General features: G+C 38.1%; 28 protein-coding genes and 2 tRNA genes. 3 read left to right on the plus strand and 27 right to left on the minus strand.

Translation table 11 applies throughout. The annotated features are described in order from the left end of the window. Window positions 1-169: 169 nt before the first annotated feature. From WC310_04360 to WC310_04435, 16 genes are all read right to left on the minus strand, one after another. Window positions 170-709 (minus strand): CxxC-x17-CxxC domain-containing protein, encoded by a 540-nt coding sequence (locus tag WC310_04360; protein ID MFA5359019.1) that lies wholly within the window; start codon window positions 707-709, stop codon window positions 170-172. Between the two features lie 13 nt (window positions 710-722). Further along, a complete protein-coding gene (locus WC310_04365) occupies window positions 723-1169 on the minus strand; it encodes a response regulator (GenBank protein MFA5359020.1) in 447 nt (148 codons plus the stop codon). Window positions 1170-1186: 17 nt separating this feature from the next. Further along, complete coding sequence (locus tag WC310_04370) at window positions 1187-2341, minus strand: HAMP domain-containing sensor histidine kinase (GenBank protein MFA5359021.1); 1155 nt, start codon at window positions 2339-2341, stop codon at window positions 1187-1189. A 3-nt stretch (window positions 2342-2344) separates the two neighbouring features. Continuing rightward, complete coding sequence (locus WC310_04375; protein ID MFA5359022.1) at window positions 2345-2761, minus strand: DUF4395 family protein; 417 nt, start codon at window positions 2759-2761, stop codon at window positions 2345-2347. A gap of 30 nt (window positions 2762-2791) precedes the next feature. Next, window positions 2792-4123, minus strand: coding sequence for an aminotransferase class V-fold PLP-dependent enzyme (locus tag WC310_04380; GenBank protein MFA5359023.1), 1332 nt, complete (start codon window positions 4121-4123; stop codon window positions 2792-2794). Between the two features lie 330 nt (window positions 4124-4453). Beyond that, a complete protein-coding gene (locus tag WC310_04385) occupies window positions 4454-5455 on the minus strand; it encodes a hypothetical protein (protein ID MFA5359024.1) in 1002 nt (333 codons plus the stop codon). Between the two features lie 181 nt (window positions 5456-5636). Continuing rightward, window positions 5637-6203, minus strand: coding sequence for a hypothetical protein (locus WC310_04390; protein MFA5359025.1), 567 nt, complete (start codon window positions 6201-6203; stop codon window positions 5637-5639). Between the two features lie 376 nt (window positions 6204-6579). After that, the gene (locus tag WC310_04395; GenBank protein ID MFA5359026.1) at window positions 6580-7152 is read right to left on the minus strand and encodes a hypothetical protein; all 573 of its coding nucleotides are present in this window, start codon (window positions 7150-7152) and stop codon (window positions 6580-6582) included. A 207-nt stretch (window positions 7153-7359) separates the two neighbouring features. Beyond that, window positions 7360-7635, minus strand: a complete 276-nt coding sequence (locus tag WC310_04400; GenBank protein ID MFA5359027.1) for a hypothetical protein — start codon at window positions 7633-7635, stop codon at window positions 7360-7362. 64 nt (window positions 7636-7699) lie between these two features. Continuing rightward, window positions 7700-8041, minus strand: coding sequence for a hypothetical protein (locus tag WC310_04405; GenBank protein MFA5359028.1), 342 nt, complete (start codon window positions 8039-8041; stop codon window positions 7700-7702). Window positions 8042-8047: 6 nt separating this feature from the next. Beyond that, window positions 8048-8959, minus strand: coding sequence for a hypothetical protein (locus WC310_04410; GenBank protein ID MFA5359029.1), 912 nt, complete (start codon window positions 8957-8959; stop codon window positions 8048-8050). A 61-nt stretch (window positions 8960-9020) separates the two neighbouring features. After that, window positions 9021-9479 (minus strand): hypothetical protein, encoded by a 459-nt coding sequence (locus tag WC310_04415; GenBank protein MFA5359030.1) that lies wholly within the window; start codon window positions 9477-9479, stop codon window positions 9021-9023. Between the two features lie 232 nt (window positions 9480-9711). Next, a complete protein-coding gene (locus tag WC310_04420; protein MFA5359031.1) occupies window positions 9712-10239 on the minus strand; it encodes a hypothetical protein in 528 nt (175 codons plus the stop codon). A gap of 562 nt (window positions 10240-10801) precedes the next feature. Continuing rightward, entirely contained in the window at window positions 10802-11557 is a 756-nt protein-coding gene (locus WC310_04425) for a hypothetical protein (protein MFA5359032.1), read from the minus strand. 14 nt (window positions 11558-11571) lie between these two features. Then, window positions 11572-13590 (minus strand): serine protease, encoded by a 2019-nt coding sequence (locus tag WC310_04430; protein ID MFA5359033.1) that lies wholly within the window; start codon window positions 13588-13590, stop codon window positions 11572-11574. Further along, window positions 13587-13949: a hypothetical protein gene (locus WC310_04435; protein ID MFA5359034.1), complete on the minus strand. Its 363-nt coding sequence runs from the start codon at window positions 13947-13949 to the stop codon at window positions 13587-13589. Before WC310_04435 ends, WC310_04430 begins: the two co-directional genes overlap by 4 nt. Before the next feature lie 149 nt (window positions 13950-14098). Here WC310_04435 and WC310_04440 point away from each other — a divergent pair, with 149 nt between their 5' ends. After that, complete coding sequence (locus WC310_04440) at window positions 14099-15412, plus strand: recombinase family protein (protein ID MFA5359035.1); 1314 nt, start codon at window positions 14099-14101, stop codon at window positions 15410-15412. 88 nt (window positions 15413-15500) lie between these two features. On the opposite strand, the gene WC310_04445 is transcribed toward WC310_04440, so the two are convergent. The 4 genes from WC310_04445 to WC310_04460 all read right to left on the minus strand — a co-directional run bounded on the left by WC310_04445 (window position 15501) and on the right by WC310_04460 (window position 16379). Then, window positions 15501-15574: transfer RNA gene (locus tag WC310_04445), tRNA-Trp, on the minus strand. A gap of 122 nt (window positions 15575-15696) precedes the next feature. After that, on the minus strand, window positions 15697-15861 hold the full coding sequence (rpmG, locus tag WC310_04450) for a 50S ribosomal protein L33 (GenBank protein ID MFA5359036.1): 165 nt from the start codon (window positions 15859-15861) through the stop codon (window positions 15697-15699). 41 nt (window positions 15862-15902) lie between these two features. Then, window positions 15903-15978, minus strand: a tRNA-Thr gene (locus WC310_04455). A gap of 158 nt (window positions 15979-16136) precedes the next feature. Next, the gene (locus WC310_04460; protein MFA5359037.1) at window positions 16137-16379 is read right to left on the minus strand and encodes a hypothetical protein; all 243 of its coding nucleotides are present in this window, start codon (window positions 16377-16379) and stop codon (window positions 16137-16139) included. Between the two features lie 265 nt (window positions 16380-16644). Here WC310_04460 and WC310_04465 point away from each other — a divergent pair, with 265 nt between their 5' ends. After that, window positions 16645-17979 (plus strand): sulfatase-like hydrolase/transferase, encoded by a 1335-nt coding sequence (locus WC310_04465; protein MFA5359038.1) that lies wholly within the window; start codon window positions 16645-16647, stop codon window positions 17977-17979. 49 nt (window positions 17980-18028) lie between these two features. On the opposite strand, the gene secF is transcribed toward WC310_04465, so the two are convergent. Both secF and secD read right to left on the minus strand, forming a co-directional pair. Next, window positions 18029-19060, minus strand: a complete 1032-nt coding sequence (gene secF, locus WC310_04470; GenBank protein ID MFA5359039.1) for a protein translocase subunit SecF — start codon at window positions 19058-19060, stop codon at window positions 18029-18031. A gap of 6 nt (window positions 19061-19066) precedes the next feature. Next, entirely contained in the window at window positions 19067-20788 is a 1722-nt protein-coding gene (secD, locus tag WC310_04475) for a protein translocase subunit SecD (protein ID MFA5359040.1), read from the minus strand. Window positions 20789-20929: 141 nt separating this feature from the next. Between secD and WC310_04480 the strand changes: the two genes are divergently transcribed. Further along, window positions 20930-21301, plus strand: coding sequence for a hypothetical protein (locus WC310_04480; protein MFA5359041.1), 372 nt, complete (start codon window positions 20930-20932; stop codon window positions 21299-21301). A 36-nt stretch (window positions 21302-21337) separates the two neighbouring features. On the opposite strand, the gene WC310_04485 is transcribed toward WC310_04480, so the two are convergent. From WC310_04485 to WC310_04505, 5 genes are all read right to left on the minus strand, one after another. Continuing rightward, the gene (locus WC310_04485) at window positions 21338-22210 is read right to left on the minus strand and encodes an 8-oxo-dGTP diphosphatase (protein ID MFA5359042.1); all 873 of its coding nucleotides are present in this window, start codon (window positions 22208-22210) and stop codon (window positions 21338-21340) included. Between the two features lie 232 nt (window positions 22211-22442). Next, window positions 22443-22754, minus strand: coding sequence for a hypothetical protein (locus WC310_04490; GenBank protein ID MFA5359043.1), 312 nt, complete (start codon window positions 22752-22754; stop codon window positions 22443-22445). Further along, window positions 22751-23218 carry an NUDIX domain-containing protein gene (locus tag WC310_04495; protein ID MFA5359044.1) on the minus strand — a complete coding sequence of 156 codons (468 nt, stop codon included), beginning with the start codon at window positions 23216-23218 and terminating at the stop codon, window positions 22751-22753. The genes WC310_04490 and WC310_04495 overlap by 4 nt, the downstream gene beginning before the upstream one ends. Before the next feature lie 5 nt (window positions 23219-23223). After that, a complete protein-coding gene (locus WC310_04500; protein ID MFA5359045.1) occupies window positions 23224-23994 on the minus strand; it encodes a hypothetical protein in 771 nt (256 codons plus the stop codon). A 34-nt stretch (window positions 23995-24028) separates the two neighbouring features. After that, a complete protein-coding gene (locus WC310_04505; GenBank protein ID MFA5359046.1) occupies window positions 24029-24295 on the minus strand; it encodes a DUF3850 domain-containing protein in 267 nt (88 codons plus the stop codon).

Genomic DNA, 24295 nt, shown 5'->3' on the forward strand with positions numbered 1-24295 from the left:
GCGAGGCGAGCTTAGGGACGATAAAACGTTAGGGTAATCGCGCTTTTGGAGCCCCCAAAGCTTTTTGATTACTTTTTGCAGCCAAAAAGTAATCGCTGCCCGCGCAGGGCACGAGGTAAAATAAAAAAAACCAACCGTGTAGATTCACGGTTGGTTTTTGATCAATATCTTATTTTTTCTTTTTCTTTGCTACCTTTTTAACCACTACTTTAACTGGCGTCTTCTTTACAGTTTCTTTAGCCACAGCTTCGGTTTTTGCCAACGGCTTTACTGTCGGGTTTAGAGCTTTTAGGATTTGGTCTAGCTTGCTGTTTATAACAGCAAGTTGGTCTTTATACTGATCGCCTTTACCGCCACCGCCACGAGCGCCACCTCGATCGCCTTTATCAAAACAATTGCTGCAGTAAACCGGTTTATCACCCGTTGGTCGAAATGGCACTTGGCATCTACTGCCACATTTAGCACAAACAGCGTCAAACATTCTTTTGTATTCACGGTTAAAGCGCTCTGATCCTCGATTGAAACCCTTTCCACTTTGGGTGCTAAAACATTGATTGCAGTAAACTGGTTTGTCGCCGGTAGGGCGGAAAGGCACTTCGCAATCATTACCGCACTGACTACAGACAGCGTGATACATTTGCTGTCTACCACCGCCAAAGTCGCCTCGCTTACCGCCACCGGACCGCTTATCTCTATTAAAATTACCCATACTTTTTTTATCTTTAGTTATTATTTATTTTTTTTCTTTCGCGGTCTTTTTTGATAATTTCGGCAATAGTATCCAGAACTTCACGAGGCGAACAATCCCGTTTAAAAATAAAACCAGCCGCACCCATTTGTTCGCTTTTGACCCGATCTTGATGCGTATCCAGATTGGTAAACATTAATACGGGAATATTTTTAGTCAAAGGATCCTTTTTAACTGCTGCCAAAAATTCCCACCCTTGCTCGGCGATTGTGTTTTCCGGTTTAGGAATAATAATATCCAGTAATACCAAATCTGGTTGTTCGGTTTTAACTAACTGGAGGGCTTCGGTAATATCCTTGGTGGTCAAAAAATCATAACCGTTTTTTTCCAGATAATCATGATAAATATTAACCAACGCTGCCTCGTCTTCCACTAAAAGAATACGACCTTTATCTGATTTCATTACGCCGGTTAATTTCATATATTTTTAAAATTTTGTTATTTTTTATCAAAGATAACAATTTTTTTCTCCCGATTGACCGGCTCGCCTTGGTCTGGAGTTATTTTTTGATTTTTATAAACTGGCAGGGTAAAACCAAATATTGAACCGTTACCCTTACCCTCGCTAAGACAAAAAATTTCTCCAAAATTTCCCTCAATTATTTTTTTAGCAATAAAAAGTCCCAAACCACTACCATCTGGACGCAAATCGGTCGCAGTATTACCGCGAGAAAATTTTTTAAACAGTTTCTTTTTGTCTTCCGCCGAGATGCCAACGCCAGTGTCACGAACCTTGACTTTTAAATATTTATCGCCTACTAGTTCGTAACTAACCGTTACTTTGCCTTTGCGGGTATAATAGATAGCGTTATCTAAAAGATTAGATATCACGTGGGTAATCTTTTTATGATCACACCAGACTAAGGGAATTTTAAAATTTGGTTTTTCCACCCCGATTTCCAACTTTCTTTCCGTCGCTAACTGCATTTTTTGTTTTTCAGGAATTAATAAATTAACGACCTCGGCAATATCGGTTTTTTGCGGATTCATTTTCATTCGTTCCCCTTCCAGTTCATAGGCGTTCCAAAAATCGGCAACGGTTGAGCTGATTCTCTCTAGACCGGACTTGATTGGTGGCAATGCTTTTTTGGTCGTACAGAAACCCTCTTCCATCATGGAAAAATACCCCTTCATCACTGACAGTGGCGTATTTAATTGATGATTAACCACCCGCAAAAAATCACTTTTCATTTCCAATAACTCTTTTAAATATTTAGTTTGTTCATCGACTTTTTCTTCTAATTTTTCAGTTAAATCCTCCAGTGCTTCTTTTGCTTGCCGTTCAGAAAAACTCGATTTAATTATTTTTTCCGTGCTATTGTTGAAAAAATATCCATAAACAATAACAAAGGTAAAGATGGCGCCGACCACTAACGTCGAAATTCTCCCCTCGATTAAAAAAAAGGCGAACAAAAAAACAACTATCAATATCAAACTGATTACCTGATAGCGTAAAAAAAGACAGTTGCGAAATTTAAAATCGCAGTGCTGACAGCGTCGATAGGGAGCATAATTAAGATTTTTTACCAGCCAACAATTTTTATTGAGATAACCAGACTCCCCTACTATCATTTTTTCTTTAGAGTCTTTCACTGTTTATTTATTAAAAAGTTTTTTAAATAAAACATACATCATCGTAGCTACGCAAAAACCGACAAAGCAGGCCAGAAATATCAGCAAATCTACCACCAAGATATAAATCCAAGCGGCATCAACAAATTTATCAAAATAAATAAAGCCAAAGCCGATCAGTAACAAAACCCCTGTCATGCCGGCGACAAAACCGAGCTCGGCACTGTCCTTTTGAGTTAATGCTAGGCCGGCCTTTTTAGGTCCTAGGGCGTGAAGCTGATAAGCAATATTCAGTTTCAAAGATAGCGCTCCCAAAAGTATCAAGACAGCGGCTGCCAAAAGCAACCATTCGTTGCGCATCAAGAAAGAGATTAAAACTAAAACTCCGTAAGTGGCGCGAGAAAATCTTAACGACTTGTCATAGATCGAACACTGCATCATACTTTTTTTAAAATTAATTTTGTTTATATTTTATTTATTATTTTCAAAATACTTTTTGACAGCCAGACAGGCTTTTCTTACATCCTTGATGTCATTATAGATGTAAAAGCTTAGTCGACAACTCGCTGGAAGACTTAATTCGTAGTAGTGATGAGCCAGGGTCGCACAATGGCAACCTGCCCTTGATTCAACCCCTAATTTGTCTAGATTTTCGGCAATCTCAAATGGTGTTACCCCCGGATAATTAAAAGACACTAATGATGTTCTGCTTTCAGGATTTTTTGGACCATAAATATTTAGCAAAGGAATACCCTCTAATATCTTTATTGCCTCACCAATCAAAAAACTCTCGTGAGACTCGATATTATCCATAGCTTTTTTGACATCGGCGGGGTCCAGCTGTTTATCAGTCATGAAATAGTGATATTTGCCGGGGTTTAGGGAAAAATCTACCAATAGCCTCACTGCTTGAGCCGACAGTATCGTTCCTAAAATATTTGGGGTGCCGGCCGTAAATTTCCAAGGTAGCGCGTTGTATCCTACCTTTTCCGGAGCAACATCTCCTTCGGCAATCATGTCTCCACCGTAAAGAAACGGCTTCATTTTTTCTAGCAGTTCTTCTTTGGCATATAGTGCGCCAACACCAAATGGTGCCAGCATTTTATGAAAAGACCAAGCCAAAAAATCAACATCCAACTCTTTAACATTGATAAAAGTATTGGGAACCGCCTGAGCGCCATCAACCAAGAGATAGGATTTTTTTTCTCCGTTTGGCTGAACATAACCGCTAGAGTCCGCTATTTCTCTTATTTTTTTGATCGGGTTTTTCGTCCCCAAAAAATTTGACGCTGCCGTGCAGCAAATCAGTTTAGTTTTATTGTCTACCAAAGATTTTAGATGCTCCAGATCGAGTTTTCCTGTTTCTTTATCAAATTTGGCCAATCGGCACTTTACGTTAATCCCAAATTTTGGTAATATCTCTTTGGTCAGTCCATACCATGGCACATAGTTTGAATTATGCTCCATGTATGTAGTAACCACATTATCCCCGTCTTTAAAGTCAGTTAATAAAGAATACATTACCGAGTTGATCGCTTCGGTCGTGTTCCTGTACAAAATAATATTTTTCCTAGACGGCGCACCAATAAACTGCGCGATAGTATCGTAAGATGATTCAAATATTTTAGTAGTAGCAATGGATGATTTTGACTGTCCTCGATGGACATTATCATATTTGATAATAAGTTTTTCCAATAACTTTAATAATTGAATAGGTGCTTGGGTGCTAGCTGCATTATTAGAAACGATTCTTCCGGATTTTATCGCTGGAAAAAATTTTCTTATTTTTCTGGTATTAATCATAAAATTATTATTTCGTAAACATGCTTTTTTACAGCTAAAACAGCTGCTATTAGTATACCTTAATAGCTGTTTACTGGCAATATTAAATGACTAAAAAGTGCAAAAGTTTAAACCGTTCTTGATCTAACAAAAAAAACCACCTGACAAAAGACGAAGTGACTTCTTGACAGACACATCCAGTCTAATACCTAATCATTGGAGATCTTAAAAAGAGTGAATTTAGCTGATAATCATTAAGTCTGTTTTACATAATTTCCATTCCTGTTTTTTATCAGAATTATAATACCAACAATAATCGCAAGAAGTCCAAGAAATCGTCAGCCAAGACTATTATATTTTAGTTTCAACAAAAATCCGTTCGTCCGGTGTAGCGCATTGCGGCGGATTCGATTTCATTATCGCAAAACCGGCTTCAACACAGGAATTATAGTCGGTTATTTGTTTCAACAGATTGTCGCATTTTTCCCCACTGACAATATCGCTCATTATTATGCACTTTTCAATTTGATCCGATAAACTCTCTTTTTGAGATAAATCCCGTTTGATTGTTTGAACAATCTTATCAACGGTGGCGTCAATATCAAAAACTTCTCTTTCGCTGACACAAGCTTTATTTTGTTCTTCGTCATAATTACCACAGTTATAATAACGAAGTGAAAAACTAACTTCAATAAGTTCATCGTCTTTGAACGTCGTATAGATATACGACGCATAAACACTCCCGGCGGCACCTTCATATTTAACATTTACGCAATATTCTCTATCATCAACCAATCTTCGTCTGGTTATTTCAGACATACTACTCACTTCCATTGGTGTAGTTTTACAAAAATATGTTCCTGTTTTAATTTTGATAACCGGCGGCCATTCTGTTTCGCTGATATACTTTGTCAGCAGCTCTCTGGGATATTTAAACATTATACCTTGATCATTAGTAGTTACGGTCCATAGATCATTGTTTGTTTGAAAATTATTCTTATTTTCGGTAATAGCCCAGATTATATAGAACCGACTGTATTGACGTCTAGTCATAACGGCATTACTGTCGGAAGATTTATAAAAATAACCTGACCCCATCTGTTCGGTAAATTCATAACCTTTATTCTTCAAAAGGCTGTCAGCAACCTCCCAACCGCCCTTGTTTTTGGTTAAATATTTATTATCAGAGCCGGACAGCTTGACTATTTTTGATTTGCCGAAAGTTAACTCGGTAATTCCTTTGATCTGCGGCCAAGGATTGCCTTCCTGAAAAATAACCGGGGAAAATAAATTATAAATCAACGCCCCCAGGGCAAAACTGACGATCGCAATTATTATTGTTTTATTTCTCATAGCGTTTTACTTTGATATTTTAATAAATTTTTAAATAAATATTCAAAGGTGGTTATCATATTATACAAAAATAAATCAGCCCGCACTAGTATTGAAACCAGCGCGGGCTGAAGAGTCGTGAGTCCAAAGAGCTAAGACCAAGGGTCAAAGGAGACCAAAGGTCTTAAGCCCTAAGGGCTAGTTACTTGGCGGGAACCGCGGCGGGGTTACTGTCGTAAATGCAGCCGCCGACCCAGGCGAAACTCCAGTGCCACTTGTAACCGCGCCATTTGAGGAAGCGGACGCAAAGATCGCCGTCCGAATCACGGTAGATGGTGCCCCAGAAAAACACCGTCTTTCCCTTCCATTCCTTAGGAATAAGGTGAGGATTCTTCAGATAGAAATCGAGCAAATTGGCATTGTAAGCCGAACGGTCTTTGATTTTCTCGCGAAGCTGATTGCCGACAATAACGCCGGCTTCCTTCTGGACTTCGTCAAGATACAGCACCACCTTGGTCGGGTCGAAGGTGAACTGCCCGCCCTTGATATGCTCGACCACTTCCCAGTAATCAGGCACGAATGGGTCAATATCGAGGTCAACGATGTGTTTGACCTTCACGATTTCCGACTTTCCGCCGAGGACGAACTTGAACTGCTTAAGTGCGTCCGCGTTGGAACGCAATTTGGTAACGTCGTCGGGCGTATACCCCGCCGCTTCCAGTGCGTCTGCCACCTGATTCATCTGACCAATCGAATACAGCGTAGACATCGTCTACTCCTTTCTTGTGGACATGTTCCTTACGAACCCGTCCGTTTTAAAGGTTACGCTATAAACTGCCAAATGCAGCCATAGCCAGAAAATGCCTAATTTTAAGCATCTTTTGGCTATCGCTACCTAAATATGACAAGTATTTTAATTGTAAATCCAAATTAAAAAACTAATAATATAATGTATTAAATTTTTAATATCTTGTCAATTTTACCATAGCTAAACATGGGTGGTAGGAATTTCGCGTCATCTGCCCACTAACGAACTCCTTGTTCTGACCACCAGACACTCCCGTGCTAGTTCGGAATGCCTGTCTATCGCCTCCGATTCGCTTGTGACCGTTTGATTCCTTTAATACATCAAAAAACTTTCAACCCTAAATGGTAAAAGTTTTTTGGCAGGCGTACTCGGTCTGGTACCCAGTGGAATTATGAAATATTTCAACACCGCACTCGGACTGTCCATGCTTCCCGACGGCAGCTTCACCGTCACCATCGTCAACAAGGATTAAGCGGCCGAATTCCTGCGCGGCCTGGCCGTCCGGGTTGGAACTGGTCCGGACGCAATACCCTTCGTTCATCAAGCGAATGCCGCGCACATCGAAATAAGTGCCTATACCCCAAATCACCTCCTCCATGGACGGAACGCGTTCTTTGAATAAAAGAAGTCGTCTCTGCTCCTTATAGGTCTTGAAGCGCGAATCCGGCACCCCGTCCTTGCGGAGCGCGAGCCATTTCACCTTGCTGTCATCGCCGACCTTGCCAGGAAGCAATATGTAGTTGTGTTGCTTCAGCCACTGAAGAACTTTGGCGGCGGGCATGGTCTTGGCGAGACGCTGAAGTTGCTTCGGGGTGTAAGTGATTGACTTCACTTTAGCAGCAACGACTTCTTCCGGAGCGATGAAATCGTCGCCCAAAATCTGGCGCGCTGAAGCCTGTCCTCTCGTCATGACAAATCTCCCTTCTTGAATTCTTGCTGCTTCAGAATTGAGGCGAGCGTTCTAGAAACTAAATTTAAATTATTAGCATCCAAAACACTTGTCTCAGATAAATTAAAGAAAGGAGTTGATTTACTATCTTATTTCAAAATTAGCTTGATGTCAATAACTAAAAACCGAGCTAAAAGCCCGGTTAAGATAAGATTATCTGGTTTGTTTTTATAACTTTTTCATTGCCTCGGCAAACTCCTTATCGGTCGCTGTTTCTCCCTTAAGCACTTCACAGTCTTTGCCTTGCCAATACGGCTGTTGATTCATGTTTTTTCTGGTAATCTTTTCTGCCATCTGGCGATCACCGCCGATTTGGCTCATAAAAAACTGAACTCCGCCCTCAAAAATTTCTTCGCAAGTTTTGACACTGCCGTCGGCGTTAACGCAGTAAAGACAAAACTTGGCATTTTCATCACCACCAGCAAAGTCTTCTTTTTTTCTCAAATGGCATTCCGCACGATTCGCAATATTTTGACATAGTTTTATAAATTAATAATAAATAAATAATTTAATTAATTTTGATTTGTCTTTTGTATCCGTCTATCAAATACAGAATTCCCGGAATGATAGGCACGACCAAATTAATACTAAGATTTGCCTCTGTCAAAAGGCCGACAATTAATCCGATTGCGATTGAGATGATTATCAGCCACCCGGCAACCTTGGGATATTTCCAACCCAAAGCCAAACCGATAAAAACCAACGGCATCATGGCCAAAGCGACATTTTCCCATAATGAATAATCGGGCTTGGTAAATGGTAACGGATTACCATAGCCGAAATAAAATGGCAGAGCGAAAATCAAGATGCATAATGCCAATATCCTAGCTGTCCATTTGACTATTTTCATAACGGTTTATTTTTTAATTTTAAAGATTAAAAATATTTGAATTAGTATCAGCAAGCCGAAGAAAAAAACCAAATTAATTCCGGCTGGAATCCAAAATGCCGGCACAACCTTTTCAACTTCATAAACCGGTAAATTAAGCAAGTTTATAAAATCATTTGTGGTGTGCTTCAAAAAAGTCATTACAAAAGAAGTGAACAGAGCTAAATAATAACCCAGCGTCCAGTATTTCGAGTAATATTTATTGTTGTAAAGCAAATAAGTTAATATAAATAAAATAAAAATAGCCACGCTTAAACAATGAGTTCCTTCTTTTTTAAAAACAAACTCTCCAAATAAGGGGAAAGCGCTTTTAAAAAATAGCAGTAAGTAAAAAAGTAGAATCCAGAAAAAATTTAGCAATATTATTGTTAGTTTTCCAGGAGATTGTTTTGCAAAGTAACTTTCCACATCCGAACTTTTGAATAACTTTATAGTATTCGGATTTTTATAGAATCTTATTAAGAAATAAGGCAATACAATAAAAAACAATAAAATGAATAGTAAGATTATGAATAGCTGATTCGGTTCAAACACTTTTAAGAGATCAAAAGAAAATAGAACGCTTGCCAACAGCGCCAAACCCAATATTAATAGCGCTCTAAAGACGGCAACAGATAAATTATACCCCCATTTTTTTAATGAAATATTGCCAATTCCCAGAGGAATTCCTAAGCATGCCAAAACAAAATAAGCCATTGCATTAAATATTATAAAAGCGAACATCAAACTTCCGAAGCCAAATCCATCATAGTGATAATTTCCACCCTCAGAAAAAGCATAAAAACTCGTGAATTCGACCGGGACAAAAAATAGAGAAAATAATCCAATTACAAGAAATAATATCCCTGTAATTTTTATTAACGCCTTTCTTTTATTCATAAAATTTTTTGTGCAATTTTAGCAACCCTCTCGGTCTCACTAAAAACATTTTTATCTAATTTTAGCAATATTTTTTATTTTCACGAATATTCTGGGATATAATATCCATATACTCTTTCTCTTCATTTTTATTCATCCGAATAAACTCCTCGCTTTTTAACCATTGCCCACCATATATTGTTTTAATTTTATCTAAGGCAATATCAATATTATCCAAAGTAAATACTAAAATTGATTTTGCCTGCGGAAAAAATTGCCAAATCGTGGGATCAATAATATAAACTTGATTATCGACGGTTATTACCGCCAATATATCGTGTGATTTTTTAGTACCGCAAACATTAACGCCTTTTATTATTAAAATACGATTAGACTTATCTAATATTTTTATCCAGCCGGCAACTAAACGTGACACTTCACTGCAACTATCGACCAATAAAATACCAGGCTGGTTTTGTTGGTCGACTGACAATAACTGAATAATTCGTTTTTGAATTTTTTTAATCAAATCTTTATTCATAGATATATTATACATTAAAGATTTTTGAATGTATATTTGTAAAAATAACCCGGCGCCTCACTGAGAGACACCGCTACTGAAAGAAGGAACGAGCTTTGAAAAGAGAGAAATTTTGTCCTGCCTGAAAAGCAAACTTGTCTTAGTGGAAAGAGAATTAAAATTAGTTAGCTAAAAGAAAAAGCACCCGCAACTTGTGAACCAAGCGGGGTGCCAATACGTGTTCAGAATGAAACTACAGCTTCCGAGCGGCGGCGAGCAGGACAAAGCCATGCTCTTTGTAGTCGTCGGGACAGTAGTTGACGTCCATGCCGGACTCAAGGTAGGGGCCCACCCGGACATGGGTTGCGGGCTGGCCGTCCGGGTTGGAACTGGTCCGGACACAATACCCTTCGTTCATCAAACGAATGCCGCGCACATCGAAATAAGTGCCTATGCCCCAAATCACCTCCCCCATGGACGGAACGTATTCTTTGAACGAAAGAAGCCGTCCCTGCTCCTTATAGGTCTTAAAACGCGAATCCGGCACCCCGTCCTTGCGGAGCGCGAGCCACTTCACCTTGCTGTCATCGCCGACTTTGCCAGGAAGTAACATGTAATTGTGTTGCTTCAGCCACTGAAGAACCTTGGCGGCGGGCATGGTCTTGGCGAAACGCTGAAGTTGCTTCAGGGTGTAAGTGATTTGCTTCGCTCTAACGACTTCTTCCGGAGCGATGAAATCGTCGCCCAAAATCTGACGCGCTAAATTTTGCCCTCTTGTCATGATAAATCTTCCTTTCTTGAATTCTTGCTGTTTCAGAATTGAGACGAGCGTTCTAGAAACTAAATATTAGCGCCCAAAACGCTTACCTCAGATAAATTAAGGGAGTTGATTTACTATCTTATTTCAAAATTAGCTTGATGTCAATAACCAAAAACCTCTGTGGTGAAAGTCGGCTGAATCACGCATTTTCGCAAACCAAAAGAGCCCCAAATGCATCATGCATTGTTCGGGGCTCTTTTTCTTTTTATCTTAAAGTGCGACGCCTCTCGGTCGCTCGCACCGTTCACAGTCTGGCAGGCGTGCCCGGTCTAGTACTGAATTATTAGAGGTTTTGAAAGGATTTTTAGGGTGGTTAGATTCTAGCGGCTATAGGGCTTTAGGTAGGCCCAACGGCCGGGGAAAATGGCACAAATGGAACACGAAAAGGGGGTTTTAAGCTGTGCCATTTTTGAGACACTGTGTCTCGTTTGGGGTAAAATTTTTGGCTAATTTCTGTAGGAATGAGACAAATGAGACAGTCCTTAAGGGTTTTGGGATGTGTCCCATTTAAACAAACTAAAGCTTATGTTTTTTCTTTATTGATATTAAGTATTTTTTCCATTTTTTCCATTATCCTCTCTCCACGCTCTATGCTTGTCTTTGGGTTTGAAAATGCATAAGTATCAGACGTAAGCTGTTTCCAAAATCTTGGATTAGATACTTCTGAAATAAAAGTAAACTCTAAAGTGCTATTTAAAACATCTAGGGTAAGATTTAGCGGCGCTAATAATCCACAAAAAGTTGCATCTTGATCGCCAGAATTAAAAAATCCACCTATACAGAGCGGGGCCGTCCTATGAGGAACAGTGTGCAAAATACTGACATGGCTAAACCAACTACTTAAATTTCCCCACATTTGAGCAATGGTTGGGTTTATTTCCTTTACAATATTGATACTTTTTTTAGAGTCAAATTTTTTTGGATTGTTTCTTAAAACTTCAAGTTTTTCTGGATTAGCATGTATATCGTAAGCTGCACTAAAAATCTCCAAAACATTCCTAATGAGCATTTGTGGCTCTTTACTATATCCACGCCTGAATAATTCCAACGCTGATAGGTAGGTGTTTAGAGCTGTCCAGAATAAAAGTGCGCTCTGGAAATCAGCGTCCGATATTTTTGATTGATCATCCCGGTTAATTATATCGTGTAATATTTGATATGAAATCGCCATTTCTTCAGCAAATTCCGATAATTCTTGGCTATATATGGCATCAAATTCTTTCGCAATACCATTACTCGTTGAGTGTAACTGATTTAAGATTGTATCCTTTAAAATCATACAAAATAAAACGTTTACAAGTTTCCTACCGGAATTTTTACTAAATCACTATTAGAAATACCGAGGCTATAAAATCGCATAAGATTATAAGCGGCATCGCCGTCTTTCATGTAATGACGATACCCGGTTTTTGGATTCACATACCACGCTTCACCGTGTTCCTCTACTTGTAACAGTATCTTGCCTTTGAGATTATTAAAAGTTGATGGATAAGCTTTATTTTCCCCCTCTTGAGGTAGTTTAGCTAAATTGGCATTCGTGATGCCCAAACCAAAATTTCTCATCATTTGGTATGCAGTTGCCCCGTCTTTCATGTAATACCTTTTACCGTCCGTCGGATTCACATACCACGCTTCGCCGTGTTCCTCAACTTGTAATAATATTTTTCCGCTGAGTTTATTACCAGCTTCACTTTCTTTTAAAGCAACACTCTTACTAGGGGTGACTTCGAAAACAGCAAAATGATAAGCATCAGTTAAGGATCCATTTTTATCATAATAACCAGTAAAATCAAAGTCATACTTTTGACCAACCCCTAAACCGGTTGCAACTATATAATTATCGCCCCAATAACGAAACTCTTTTCTATTACCATCTCTGATACAGCTGATATAATGACCCTTATTACCATAAAAATATTTTTGGTCACAGTCGTAATACCAATTTCCCGCCTTATAACCTCCGTCTTTCCTAAACATAACAAGTTCCTCCTCGATAAATCCGCTGCTCTTAGTTGAATCCCATTCAATATATAGATTATTCGTCGTTAAATTAAATCGCTGAATGTTTTTTGAATCTAGGTAAACTACTTTAAGTAAATCGCCCTTATATCCGTTGTCATAAGAATAAATATAGAATTTAGTAGGTCTATTAGCCAAAGATTTCGCAGCGGTAGACTCGTTGGAATCTATGGTTCCTAGATTATCCGAGGTATTAAAGTAATATGTCCAATATACCGGATTTGAAACATTCCCCGCCTTATCTTTTGCCTGCACCTTCAAATAATATATACCCGCGTCTGTTAAACTTTTTCCCGATCCTAGGCCCGCATACTCAGTTTTGTTTATATATTGGCCTTCTTCAGTCGGTTTAGCGTTAAAATCTTTACCTACATAAACATAATACCCGTCAATTCCGGACGAATCAGAAAAATCTTTCCACGAAAAGTATGGATAGTCAGCATTCCATGAATTCTCAAAGTTAAGATGTATTTCGCAATTCCAGTCTGCGCAAACGGTGGCCGTAGCATTTTGAGTATCTGGAGGTGTTAGATCGCTACTATTCAAACTAACCTGTTGGTTAATAACCGGCGGATTATAATTATCAATTTTATTTGCAAAGTCCGTACCCAAAATACCTGAGAGCCACTCTTTTATTTTATCGACACTCAAGATAAAACTCAGCGAATTTAGCTCACCCTTAACTACTGCGGTGGGTATACCCACAAAGTTTCCGCTAAAGTTATACGCAGAACCTCCGGAATTACCATGCTCTAATGGGGCGGTTGTTTTTATATAATTTCCATACATACCACTCATAACCCCATTTACATAAGTTAACGTATTTCCACCTATTGATGGATATCCTATTACTTCAATCCCATCCCCTAAATTTAAAGAGCTGGAATTATAACCCCAAATATCTATATAAGGATAGGTTTTGTTTGTAGAATTTTCTAAATATAAAATTGCGGCATCCATATCATCTGTCGTAGTATAATACTTCACTTCAGCTAGATTGGGATTTGTCTTAGTGCCAAAATTTGGCTCTTTATTTATCGACTCGGTAAAACCAATAAAACAAGAGTTGATAATTTTACCATACTGATCGGAAACCACATGTTTATTTGTCAAAATAATACCCTTAGAATCGATTATAGTGCCGGAACCGCTAAACCAATTACCATAATTATCAGGACAGACTATTTGTACTTCGGCATTAATCTTGTCTTGAGTGATCGCCAAGGAAAAATTAATTGGAATTAGCCCTAAAACGAATGTTAAAATTAAAAAATAATAGGTAATTTTTTTCATAATTTTATTTTTTTAAGATTATTTTTTAATGAATTGCTTATATCTGTTTTAGGTATATACCAATTATAAGGAGCGATAACCTTAAATTGATTTATTATCTGAGGTAGTACTCTTCTGGCAAAATCTTTTTTTGTTTCTGCCCTAACATTAATACCAATTTTCTCTATTAAATACGGCTCGACTCTGCCGTTATTATGATCTTTCCAAGAAGAGATAAATTTTCCAGCACAATCTTCGCATACAAAATGCAAACCATCAGAAATAACTAAAGGATGATTTTCATGATTCTGTGTTGAAAGCGGTGGATAAGCCACAACAACCAACTTTTTGATTTCGTTTTTACATTTACAAACAATCATAATAAAACTAATAAATATATCTAAATCATAACAAATTTAGAGGAAAATTGGAAGTTTTACTTACCTACAGTTTACCAACTGGGCGCTCTGGACTCCCTAGCGCCATTGCGTCATCAATGTTCATAGGACTAACTAATAACCTTAAACCTATGGAACCAAGCCCCAACCAAGCCCCCATTAATCAACCCCAGCCCGCCTCCCCTGTCCGTTACTGCCTTTATGCGAGGAAATCAACCGAATCGGACGAACGGCAAGCATTATCCATAGACGCCCAAATTAAGGAAATGCTAAATGTAGCGCAAAGAGACGACTTGCAGATAACGGAAATTCGACAGGAATCCCACTCGGCCAAGGCCTCGGGCCAACGGCCAGTTTACAACAAGTTAATTGAGGACGTTAGAAGTGGGCTGTTTAATGGCATCCTGACTTGGGCGCCGGATCGGCTAAGCCGCAATGCCGGCGATCTAGGAAGTTTAGTGGATCTAATGGATCAAAAATTATTAACCGAAATCAGAACCTACAACCAAAAATTCATTAACTCCCCTAACGAGAAATTCCTGTTGATGATTCTTTGCTCGCAAGCTAAGCTGGAAAACGATAATAAAAGCTTAAACGTCAAAAGAGGATTAAAAGCACGAGTGGAAATGGGTTGGCGGCCCGGCAGTTCGCCGACTGGCTATTTGAACGACAAAAATATTGATCATAAATGTCAATTACTTCTTGACCCGAATCGAGCCCCGATCATTAAAAAGATGTTCGAAAAAATCGCTTACGAGGGCTGGAGCGGCCGGAAGCTTTATTACTGGCTGAAAGAGGAAGTTAAATTCACCACCAAGTATAATAAGCCGCTGGCCTTGAGTAACATCTATCTGCTCCTGCGAAATACCTTCTATACCGGCAAATTTGAATTCCCGAAGCATAGCAACAACTGGTACTTAGGCAAACACCAATCAATTATCAGCCAAGCGCTATTTGATAAGGTACAGGAACGGTTAAAAAAAGACGCTAACATAAACCCGTGGGGAGCTAAAGAGTTTGCCTTTACCAAACTGATTACTTGCGGGCATTGCGGGAGCGGCGTTACAGCGATGGAAAAATTTAAGAAAACTAAAAACACCGTTCACCGCTATGTCTATTACGGCTGTACCCGAGCCAAGGATCGGAGCTGTAAATACCGCTATGTGCGCGAGGAAGAAATAATCAGCCAGCTGATTAAGATTATCGGCCAGCTGGACTTGGACGAACTGGAAGTAAGAGAAAAGATGAAAAATGAAATTGACCGCTACAATAAATTTCAAGGAATACTGGGCTTGAGTAAAAATGGCAAACAGGTTGATCTGGATTTAAAGAAGTATGTTATTTATCTCTTGAAAGAAGGAACGAGCTTTGAGAAGAGAGAAATTTTATCCTGCCTAAAAAGCAAGCTGGTCTTAGTGGAAAGAGAATTAAAATTAGTTAGCTAAACGAAAAAGCCGCCCCAATTATTGGGATGGCTTTTCCTTTATCTACATAGCGCAAGAGGCCTCTCGGTCGCTTGCACCGTTCACAGTCTGGCAGGGGCGGTAGGAATCGAACCCACGCTAACGGTTTTGGAGACCGTAGTACTACCACTATACGACGCCCCCACAAGAATAAGTAGTCTAGCAACGCCCCAATTTCTTAATTTCTAATATCCAATCATTGGTGTGATAAAAACCAAATTAGAAATTAAGAAATCAGGAACGTCAAAAAATAAACCATTAAATCATTATTTCGTTTCTTTATGCGGAGTATGTTTTTTACAAGTTTTGCAGTACTTGGACAATTCCAAACGGGTTTTGATAGTTTTTTTATTCTTGTGCTGTCGGTAGTTAACCTTTTTGCACTCAGTACATTCAAATTTAACGTACTTGTCATCAGTTCTTTTTGCCATAAATTTTATTGATTATTTTAGATAAATTAAATCTGTTTTAATGGAGCCGATGGTCGGAATCGAACCGACAACCTACAGTTTACAAAACTGTTGCTCTGCCAATTGAGCTACATCGGCTCAAGTTATCATAGGCGCGACAAATCGCTGCTCTTGCCAGCCAATTAATACTAGTTTTGACCCAAATGTTAATAAGTGTGTTTATTTTAAAGTATTTTAACAAAAAAGTCAAAGGTTACTTTTTAGCTTATTTTATTTGCGAAAAAAGCTATTTTATTCTACAATCGTGCTATTATGTTGCCAACAAAGGATGCCATTCTAAAAATTTCAATGTTTTTCCTAATCAGCGTCTTGATTATTTTTTCTTCAACAATCTTTGTTTTTCTGCCATCATTTTTTTTATCCAATAAATTAATCTTGTCCTGGTCATCAATTATTCCGTTGATAATAAAACAATTTTTCATCTTTGCCGTTATTTTCTTTTGTCCTTTGTTTTTTCGAAAATCTTTTATTTTACGCATTATCTTTTCTTTTTCCGCCGCGATTTACTACCTTTCAGTTTATTTTTTAGTAGCTTATTGGGCGGTAACAGGCAATGCTTTTAATCCTTATTTTTTTCTTGACTCATTTAACGAAATTTTTAAAACGGGAGAAAATATTTTTAGCTTTCCCCTTATATTGACTTTTTGCGCAATCGCAATTTTGTTTTATCTTTTTAATCTGTTCTTTTTTTATGTTTTTTACAACCTTGTTCATGAAATAAACCAAAACGGTTATTTTTCTAAAATGTTTAAAAAATTAAAATATGTTGTGATTGCCGGATTAGTGCTAAATCCCTTCCTTCCCCCTAATAACGGCTATTTGTCTTTTCAATATCAAATAATCGAATCTACCTATCACGCCAGAAAATATTTTTCTGCCTATACTCCTGTTATTGAAGACTTCGAAACCAATTCGACTGAAAGCATATTCATGCTTCAGCTTGAGTCAACTAATGCTATAGTACTAGAAGGTCAAATGCCAAAAATAAACGAAAAAAAATATGACGATCTTTATGCGCCATATTTTTATCAGGCAGCAAAAGACGGCGTGCTTTTTCCTTATTTTTGGTCTAATAGTGTAACCACCGACAGAGCCCAGGAAAATATTCTTTGCGGACTGGTAAACAATATCGGCGCCCCGCTATCCTACCACCCGGAAAAATTGACCGCTAAATGTCTGCCTAATATTTTAAATAATAATGGGTACAAAACCATTATTTTTCGCTCGGACGATCTTTCATTCCATAATATGGGAAACTTTTTTCAAGCGATGGGTTTTTCCGAAATTCATAACAAAGACATAATGAAACCGGACGATAAAAAATATATTTGGGGATATGACGATTGCATCTTTTATCAAAGAGCTTTTGAATATTTGAAAGAAAATTATCCTGACGGGAAAAAACTATTTGTTTATTTTGAAGTTTCCTCTCATCACATACCATGGACACCGTTTGATTCGTATACTTTTACTCACAAATTCGTTACACCAAGCAACTACGCTGAAACCTACATCAACTCTTCCCTGCAACAAGATTACTGTTTCTCGCGTTTTTATAAAGAATATCAGGATTATAACAATGGCAAAAGCCACCTTTTTGCTTTTGGCGACCATTCTTGGCCGGTTGGCATCAATAACGGCAACACCCTGCCTCACTACGGATCGTACAACGAAAATTTTTTAACTATGATGGCTTATATACCGCCAAAAAACGACCTGACAACTTTTTTTATTGACAAAATTGTCAGTAAAAATAATATTTACAGTGAAACCGATATCATCCCCACCATCTTTGAACTATTAAATAACAATACTTATCAAAATTCGCTGGTCTTTGAGCTCCAAAAAAACAAGCAAAAAGAAAACTACGAAAACTGTCATATCTTAGTTCAGCCATATGATGGCGGTCAAATAGTCGTGGTAAACGGTTTAGAAAAATATATCTACTATGTCAGCAAAAAACTAGTTTTAAAATTTGATCTAAAAGATGATTTTTGGGAAAAAAACCCGGAGATTGCAGATATTGATATTTCCAATAAGGAATTCAAAGAAAAATATTTTTGTCAGAGATTCAAATAAACTAATCCAAAAAACCCCGCTATAAAACGGGGTTTTTAAGCTACTTAATTTATTTACTGAACTTTTTTATCAAATTTTGCCAGGTTACCAGCAATGAACTAGCGACAAAAATAGATGAGTAGGTACCAAAAAATACTCCGAATATCAACGCTAAAGCAAAAAACTTGATTGAAGCGCCACCAAAGAAAAATATAGCTAGTAGCGTAAACATTACCGTCATTGATGTGTTGATTGAACGAACAGCAGTCTGATTGACAGAAATATTGACCGTTTCCTCAAAATCACCTTGATAACGATGAAGATTTTCCCTGATACGATCAAAAACAACAATTGTATCATTAACTGAGTAACCAAGTACTGTTAAAACGGCGGCGATAAACGGGGTATTGACTTCCACGCCGTAAAAATGACCGAGAAGAGCAAACACTCCACAAGTTATTGTCACATCATGGACCAAGGCAATTACCGCAGTAATACCATATTTCCAAGACTGGACCGGACGACCAACTTTACGAAAAGACCAGGCGATATAAGCAATAATCGCGATGATAACCAAAATTATCGCGTAAAAACTTTTAGTTTTCAATTCCTGACCTATTGTTGGACCGACTGATTCAAATTTTTCCTCTTGAAGACTTGCCTGATCAGAGACTCCGACGGGAACCGCTTCAATATTAACATTACCAATTTCTTTATTACTTTCAGTAACTACTTCTATTTTTGGCTGGCTATCCTTAGCACTGTCCACGGTCGTTGCGTCAGTAACGACGTATTTATTTTTTAATTTATTCAGAATTTCTTGATGCTGTTCTTCGGTAACGTCTTTGAAACGAAATATAAATTCATTATCCCCCACTGGCTGGACGGTAGTATCAGCCATATAATCCAATTCTTTTAGAACACTCGATATATCTTCAACGCTCGGTCGACTAGTATTTTGAAAAGAAACCTGCATCAAACTACCGCCGGTAAAATCAATGCCCGATTTTAGCCCCCACATCGAGAGAAACACGACTGAAGCTATTACTAACGCCAAAGAAAAGGCGTAATAAAATTTTCTTTTGCTGATAATTTTATACATATAATATTATTGTTTCTCGCTTTCGCTATTTTTTTTACGATTAAAAAGAAAATGCCAATTTTCTACCCTGCCAACAGCAATGGACTTCAAAAATCCGCGAGTAACGACAACGGCGGTAACTAGTGAAACCAAAATTCCGATTGCCAGTGTCAAAGCAAATCCACGCACCAAACTAGTAGTAAACCAAAACAACACGGCACAAGTAATCAAGGTAGAAATATTACCATCGCGAATTGACGACCAGGCGCGTTTAAATCCCTCGTCGATAGCTGAATTAAGCGGACGACCGGCACGAAACTCTTCTTTCATTCTTTCAAATATCAAGACATTAGCGTCAACAGCAATGCCGAGTGATAAAATAAACCCAGCGATACCTGATAAAGTCAGCGTAATACCAAACATTTTGAATATACTAAGCACTAAAACGCCGTAAATCAATAAAGCGACAACTGAAAGCAGTCCTGGTAAGCGATAAAAAATAATCATAAACAGCGCCACGGCTAAAAGACCAACCAGTCCGGCAAATAAACTTTTCTGGACAGAATCTTGTCCCAAACTCGCACCAATCGTTTGTTGGGACAAAAGAGTCACCGGAACAGGCAAAGCGCCGGCATTCAATCTCTGAACCAAAGTTTTTGCTTCAACTAAAGAAAAATTACCCGTGATAACCGCTTTGCCGCTTGGGATCTCCTCGCTTACTCGGGGTAAAGAGATGGCTTCGCCATCTAAAAAAATACCCACGGTTTTGTCAATATTTCTTCGAGTAATATCAGCAAATAAAGTTTTTCCTTCGTCATTAAACTCTAGAGCCACGGTTGGAGAACCGGTATTCGGATCAAATTCAACAGCCGCTTTTTTTAGCTGCTTGCCGGTCAAACCGGTATATTTCCAATTTTGACTAGAGGTGCTAACATCGGCGCTACTTTTAGTCTTAATCAATATATGACTCGCCTTCACTTCCAAATCTTCTCCCTGCCCACGCTCATCTTCTTTATAAACAATGTGATACCCAAAAACCGTTTGAACCAATTGTCTGGATATTTCTCCTTTTTTTAAAGTGTCAAAAACCGCCGTGTCGAACTCGGTAACATATGTTCCGCGTTTAGCCCATCCCAAATCACCGCCTTGGGTTGCCGATCCAGTATCTTCCGATTTTTCTTTGGCAATGTCGGCAAATTTGGAAATCGAAGAATTTAAAACCTCATTTAAAATACTCTCGGCAGTTTTTTTAGCTTCTTCGTTATACTTAGCTATTTCCTGTGCCTGATCTGTCTGTAATGGCTGACTGGAGTCCTCTTCTTTAAATTCAAGTAAAGGCGTTTCGCCAATCATTTTAATAGCTTGGTTTACATCCTTAACGCCAGCCAATTCAACAACGATTCTATAATCCTTTCCCGAACCGCTGATTTGAACTACCGGTTCAGCCACCCCAAAAGCATTGACGCGTCGTTCAATAACATCACGAGCCCCGGCGACAGCGTCAGCTTCCGATCCGGCAGGCACCTGCGAAACATCAGCCTGATAAACCAACTGCGCTCCACCCTGTAAATCCAAGCCTAAGCCAAAAGGAATGTTCCAATAATGAGGCAAGGTAATGCCTAATTTGGAATTCAACCAATCAACGCTTTTATTAAAAGGAGCCGGATATACTAAAAATCCGGCAAAAACTGCCATGATAATTATGGCTAGTACGGATAAACGTACTTTTGATATATTTGATATTTTCATATGACTGCGCTTTATTCTACGCTTTCTAAATATTTTTTGCAAGAAAGTACTTACTATTGACAAAAATAGAACGATCTGATATAGTGTAATGATAGAAAATTGACAGGTGACAAGCAATAACCAAAGCAAAGGGGTTTTGCAATGACAAAAAAAAGACAAAAAAATAGCGGCTTATACGGTTTTTTGACCCTACTGACTTTTTCCGTAATTGTATCTGCCTGGTATCAAATGCCCAAAACCTTGCCAAACGTGGTCATACTCGCCACATCACTGGGGCTGTTTACAACTTTGAATGCGATGCTCTGGACAGAAAAAGAGTTTATAAAAAATATAAACCTCCGCAAGATAAGCGAGGTCATTTCCTTAACACTCGTATCGGGTGTTATGCTCAACTGTGTATTTCTTAATCACGAAAAGCCATGGATGGCGGCGATCAATTTAATCATAATAACCCTGAGCATCTATGGTATCGTAAAAAAAATCCCGAAAATTGTTCACCCCCCCCTTACCTAAAACCACCCAAAAACCAGGAAGCCTTTCCTGGTTTTTTTAAAAACTATCCACTTCATTTAATTCGTAGCTTAAAACATTGTCATCAGCATCAAAAATAAACTTGCCGGTAAATTTTTTGTCTGCCAAAAATAACGGCAACCAATATTTGTCATCCGGCCACATAGTCTCAAAAGGTAACTCGTTAATATCAAACCACTTTGGCAGCATTTCCTCGCTTTCGCTTGGACTACCGACGATTTCCGTGCCTTTAAAAATATGCACGGTTAACATCTTGCCGTTATTGTCAAAATCAATCACGCCTCTTTTCTCGATCGTCTTAACGGTTACCCCAGCTTCTTCTTGTAGTTCGCGATGCAATGCTTCTTCAATAGTTTCTCCTTCGTGCACCTTGCCGCCAAAGCCGTTCCAACGACCGGCGCCGAAACCTCTTTTCTTCATACCCAGAAGTATTTTATCTGCTTCCATTATTAAACACAAAGTCATTATTTTACCGGTCGTCGTCCAAAAATTATTTACTAACGCTGTTTCCCAAATTTGTTTTGCCGTTATCTCATCAATACCAAAATTTTTTAATTGCTTGATAACCTTTTCCTCTTTTTTGTAATTACCAACATAATTAGATACGTTTTCAGTCAAACCGGCATATTTATAGATTTTACCCCACACTGCTTTACGTTCCATGAATTTTTTTACTGATTCACCGGTGTACCGCCAAACATCTTGATTTAACCCAAACCGCCAGTACAACCACAATTGCACAAAATGAAGAATGTCTTGCCATTCTTCTTTTATATCTTTCTTATTAAATTTTGCTATTGCTTCTGCCAACTCTTTTACTTCCGACAAAACCCGAATAAACCCGACTCTTTTACCAGAAGTATAGTCTTTAACATATTTACCGATCTTCATTTTACTTTCAATTTTAGCTAAATAATGTCTGACAATTTTATCTAAAACGTTTTTATTGCTAAACTAAGTTTAGTACATCGCTTATAAAATTATTGTAAACTAGCCGTCGATTTCGGGGGAAGTGATTGTACTTCTCAAACACGCCGCCCCGAACTCAGGGTCAAGTGTGACCGTCGACGGCTTTATTTTTTATGAAATTATTTAAATCTAATTGCTACCAACCCGTATTTTTTTATCTTTTCTTTGTAGCCAGGAAAGCTATAATACATTTTTTTTCCAGATCATTAGCTGTTTTGATAAAAGGATTAATGTCTTTAACTTTATACTTTTTTAATAACGCCGCTATACTGGCGACGTAATCAGCCGTTTTAACAACTTTCTCAACCTTGCCTTTACCACAAACTAAAACCAGCTTATCGCCCTCTTTTATATTTTGAAATTTGATCGTAGCGGCACGAGTTTCTATTTTTTTAGTACCATCGCAAATAGCTTCAAATATATCGCGATTGACCGCACGAAATCTCAACCGTCTTGTCAACATCATAACTTTTTTTCAAAAAAAAGTTTTTCCAAAACCTGATTAAATCCAGGCAAAAGCTTTAGCTTCTTTACTTCTGCTATTTTAAGCCATTTATAGTCCCGTGCCTCCCAATCCAGCTTAACTTTGTCGGTTTTAACTTCCACCAAAACTGGATGAACCACCCATGTCTTCTTGTATTTTGGCGCCTCCTGATCAACTATCTCTCCGAGCTTAATACTTTTGATCATGTTTTCGTTCATACCAAGTTCTTCCCTTATCTCGTCAACAACCTTTTCTTTTAGGCGTCTATGATCGTCAAGAAAACCAGATATGCCGTTCCAGTATCCGGGATAAAAATTCAAATCTTTGCTGCGCTGCACTAGTAATATTTTATCTTTGTATTTTAAAACGCAATTAATCACCGGAGCGAAGCGGACATGAGTAAAATCTATTTGTCCTGGTTTTGGTTTAAACTTTGATTTTGGCATATACTTTATTTTTTACTGCCAATAATTTGAAACTGATCCCCAATTTGTATCTTGGATTTTTGTATTCTTACTCCGAATCTAATCGCAAAGTCATCGGCGACCCTTTCTCTTAAAGATGCAAAATATTTATCCGCGCCTGACGGAATGGTATTTTCATGAATTTTTAAACCTCTATCCTTCGGTATCGCATTAACTATTTCTTTAGGAATATTTAAATTTAACAAATATTTTTCCATTCTATCTCTTACTCCAGCCGCTTCTGAAAAATCGTTTTTGGCAAGGGTGTCAATAGCGCTAAATAAAGACTCCAATTTCTTGGAAAAATCAATTGATAAGAAGGTTTCCTTAAATCTTTTTAAGGCGTTCCATTCCAACTCAGACACTTCCGATATTTTTGATTTTGTTATTTCAAATTTAATAAGAGGACCAATTCTACGCTTAATTTCCCTCTCGTCACCCCGCCTAACTTCCGTTACCACGTTTCCGTTCAGCTCTTCTAAAACAATTTCGTCCCTTGCGCTAACATCACAATTAGATATTAAAACAAACAGAGAAACCAGCTTAGACCTAAACTCCTCAGCCATATTAAAAATTGAATCGTTTGCTTGGTCAGTCGGAAAAAATATTTTAATTCTATTTTTTGCCCCCCATTGATTTAATTCGAACTGCTCAACCTCCATCCTCTCAATAAGAGGATTAAAATAGCGCCCTTCTGTCACTCCAGAAGAGAAATCAACACACGAAGATATTTCAATACTAACCTCTTTATTTTCCATGACAATTTTTGATCTTCAATGCTTGTTCGCAGAATTATTCTAAAGAAATAATTTGAATCCCCTTCTCTTTTATCCGCTCTTCTGACCAAAACAATTTATCTATCTTGAATTTTCCAACATAAGTCACTTTCTTTTCAATTTTTCTTCCAGTATATTCTTTCGTTTCGGGATTCCATTCTTCAAGTATAAGTACATCGCCTTCATTGATTTCAAAATCGTTGAGACGAAGCTCATATTTCTTCTTTCCAGAAGCTACCGCATCAAAATATTCTGGCCAAATTTTTTTCTTGATTATTGCCAT

This window comes from Patescibacteria group bacterium (assembly GCA_041653535.1).
GTDB lineage: Bacteria > Patescibacteriota > Patescibacteriia > JACRDY01 > JACRDY01 > JBAZFH01.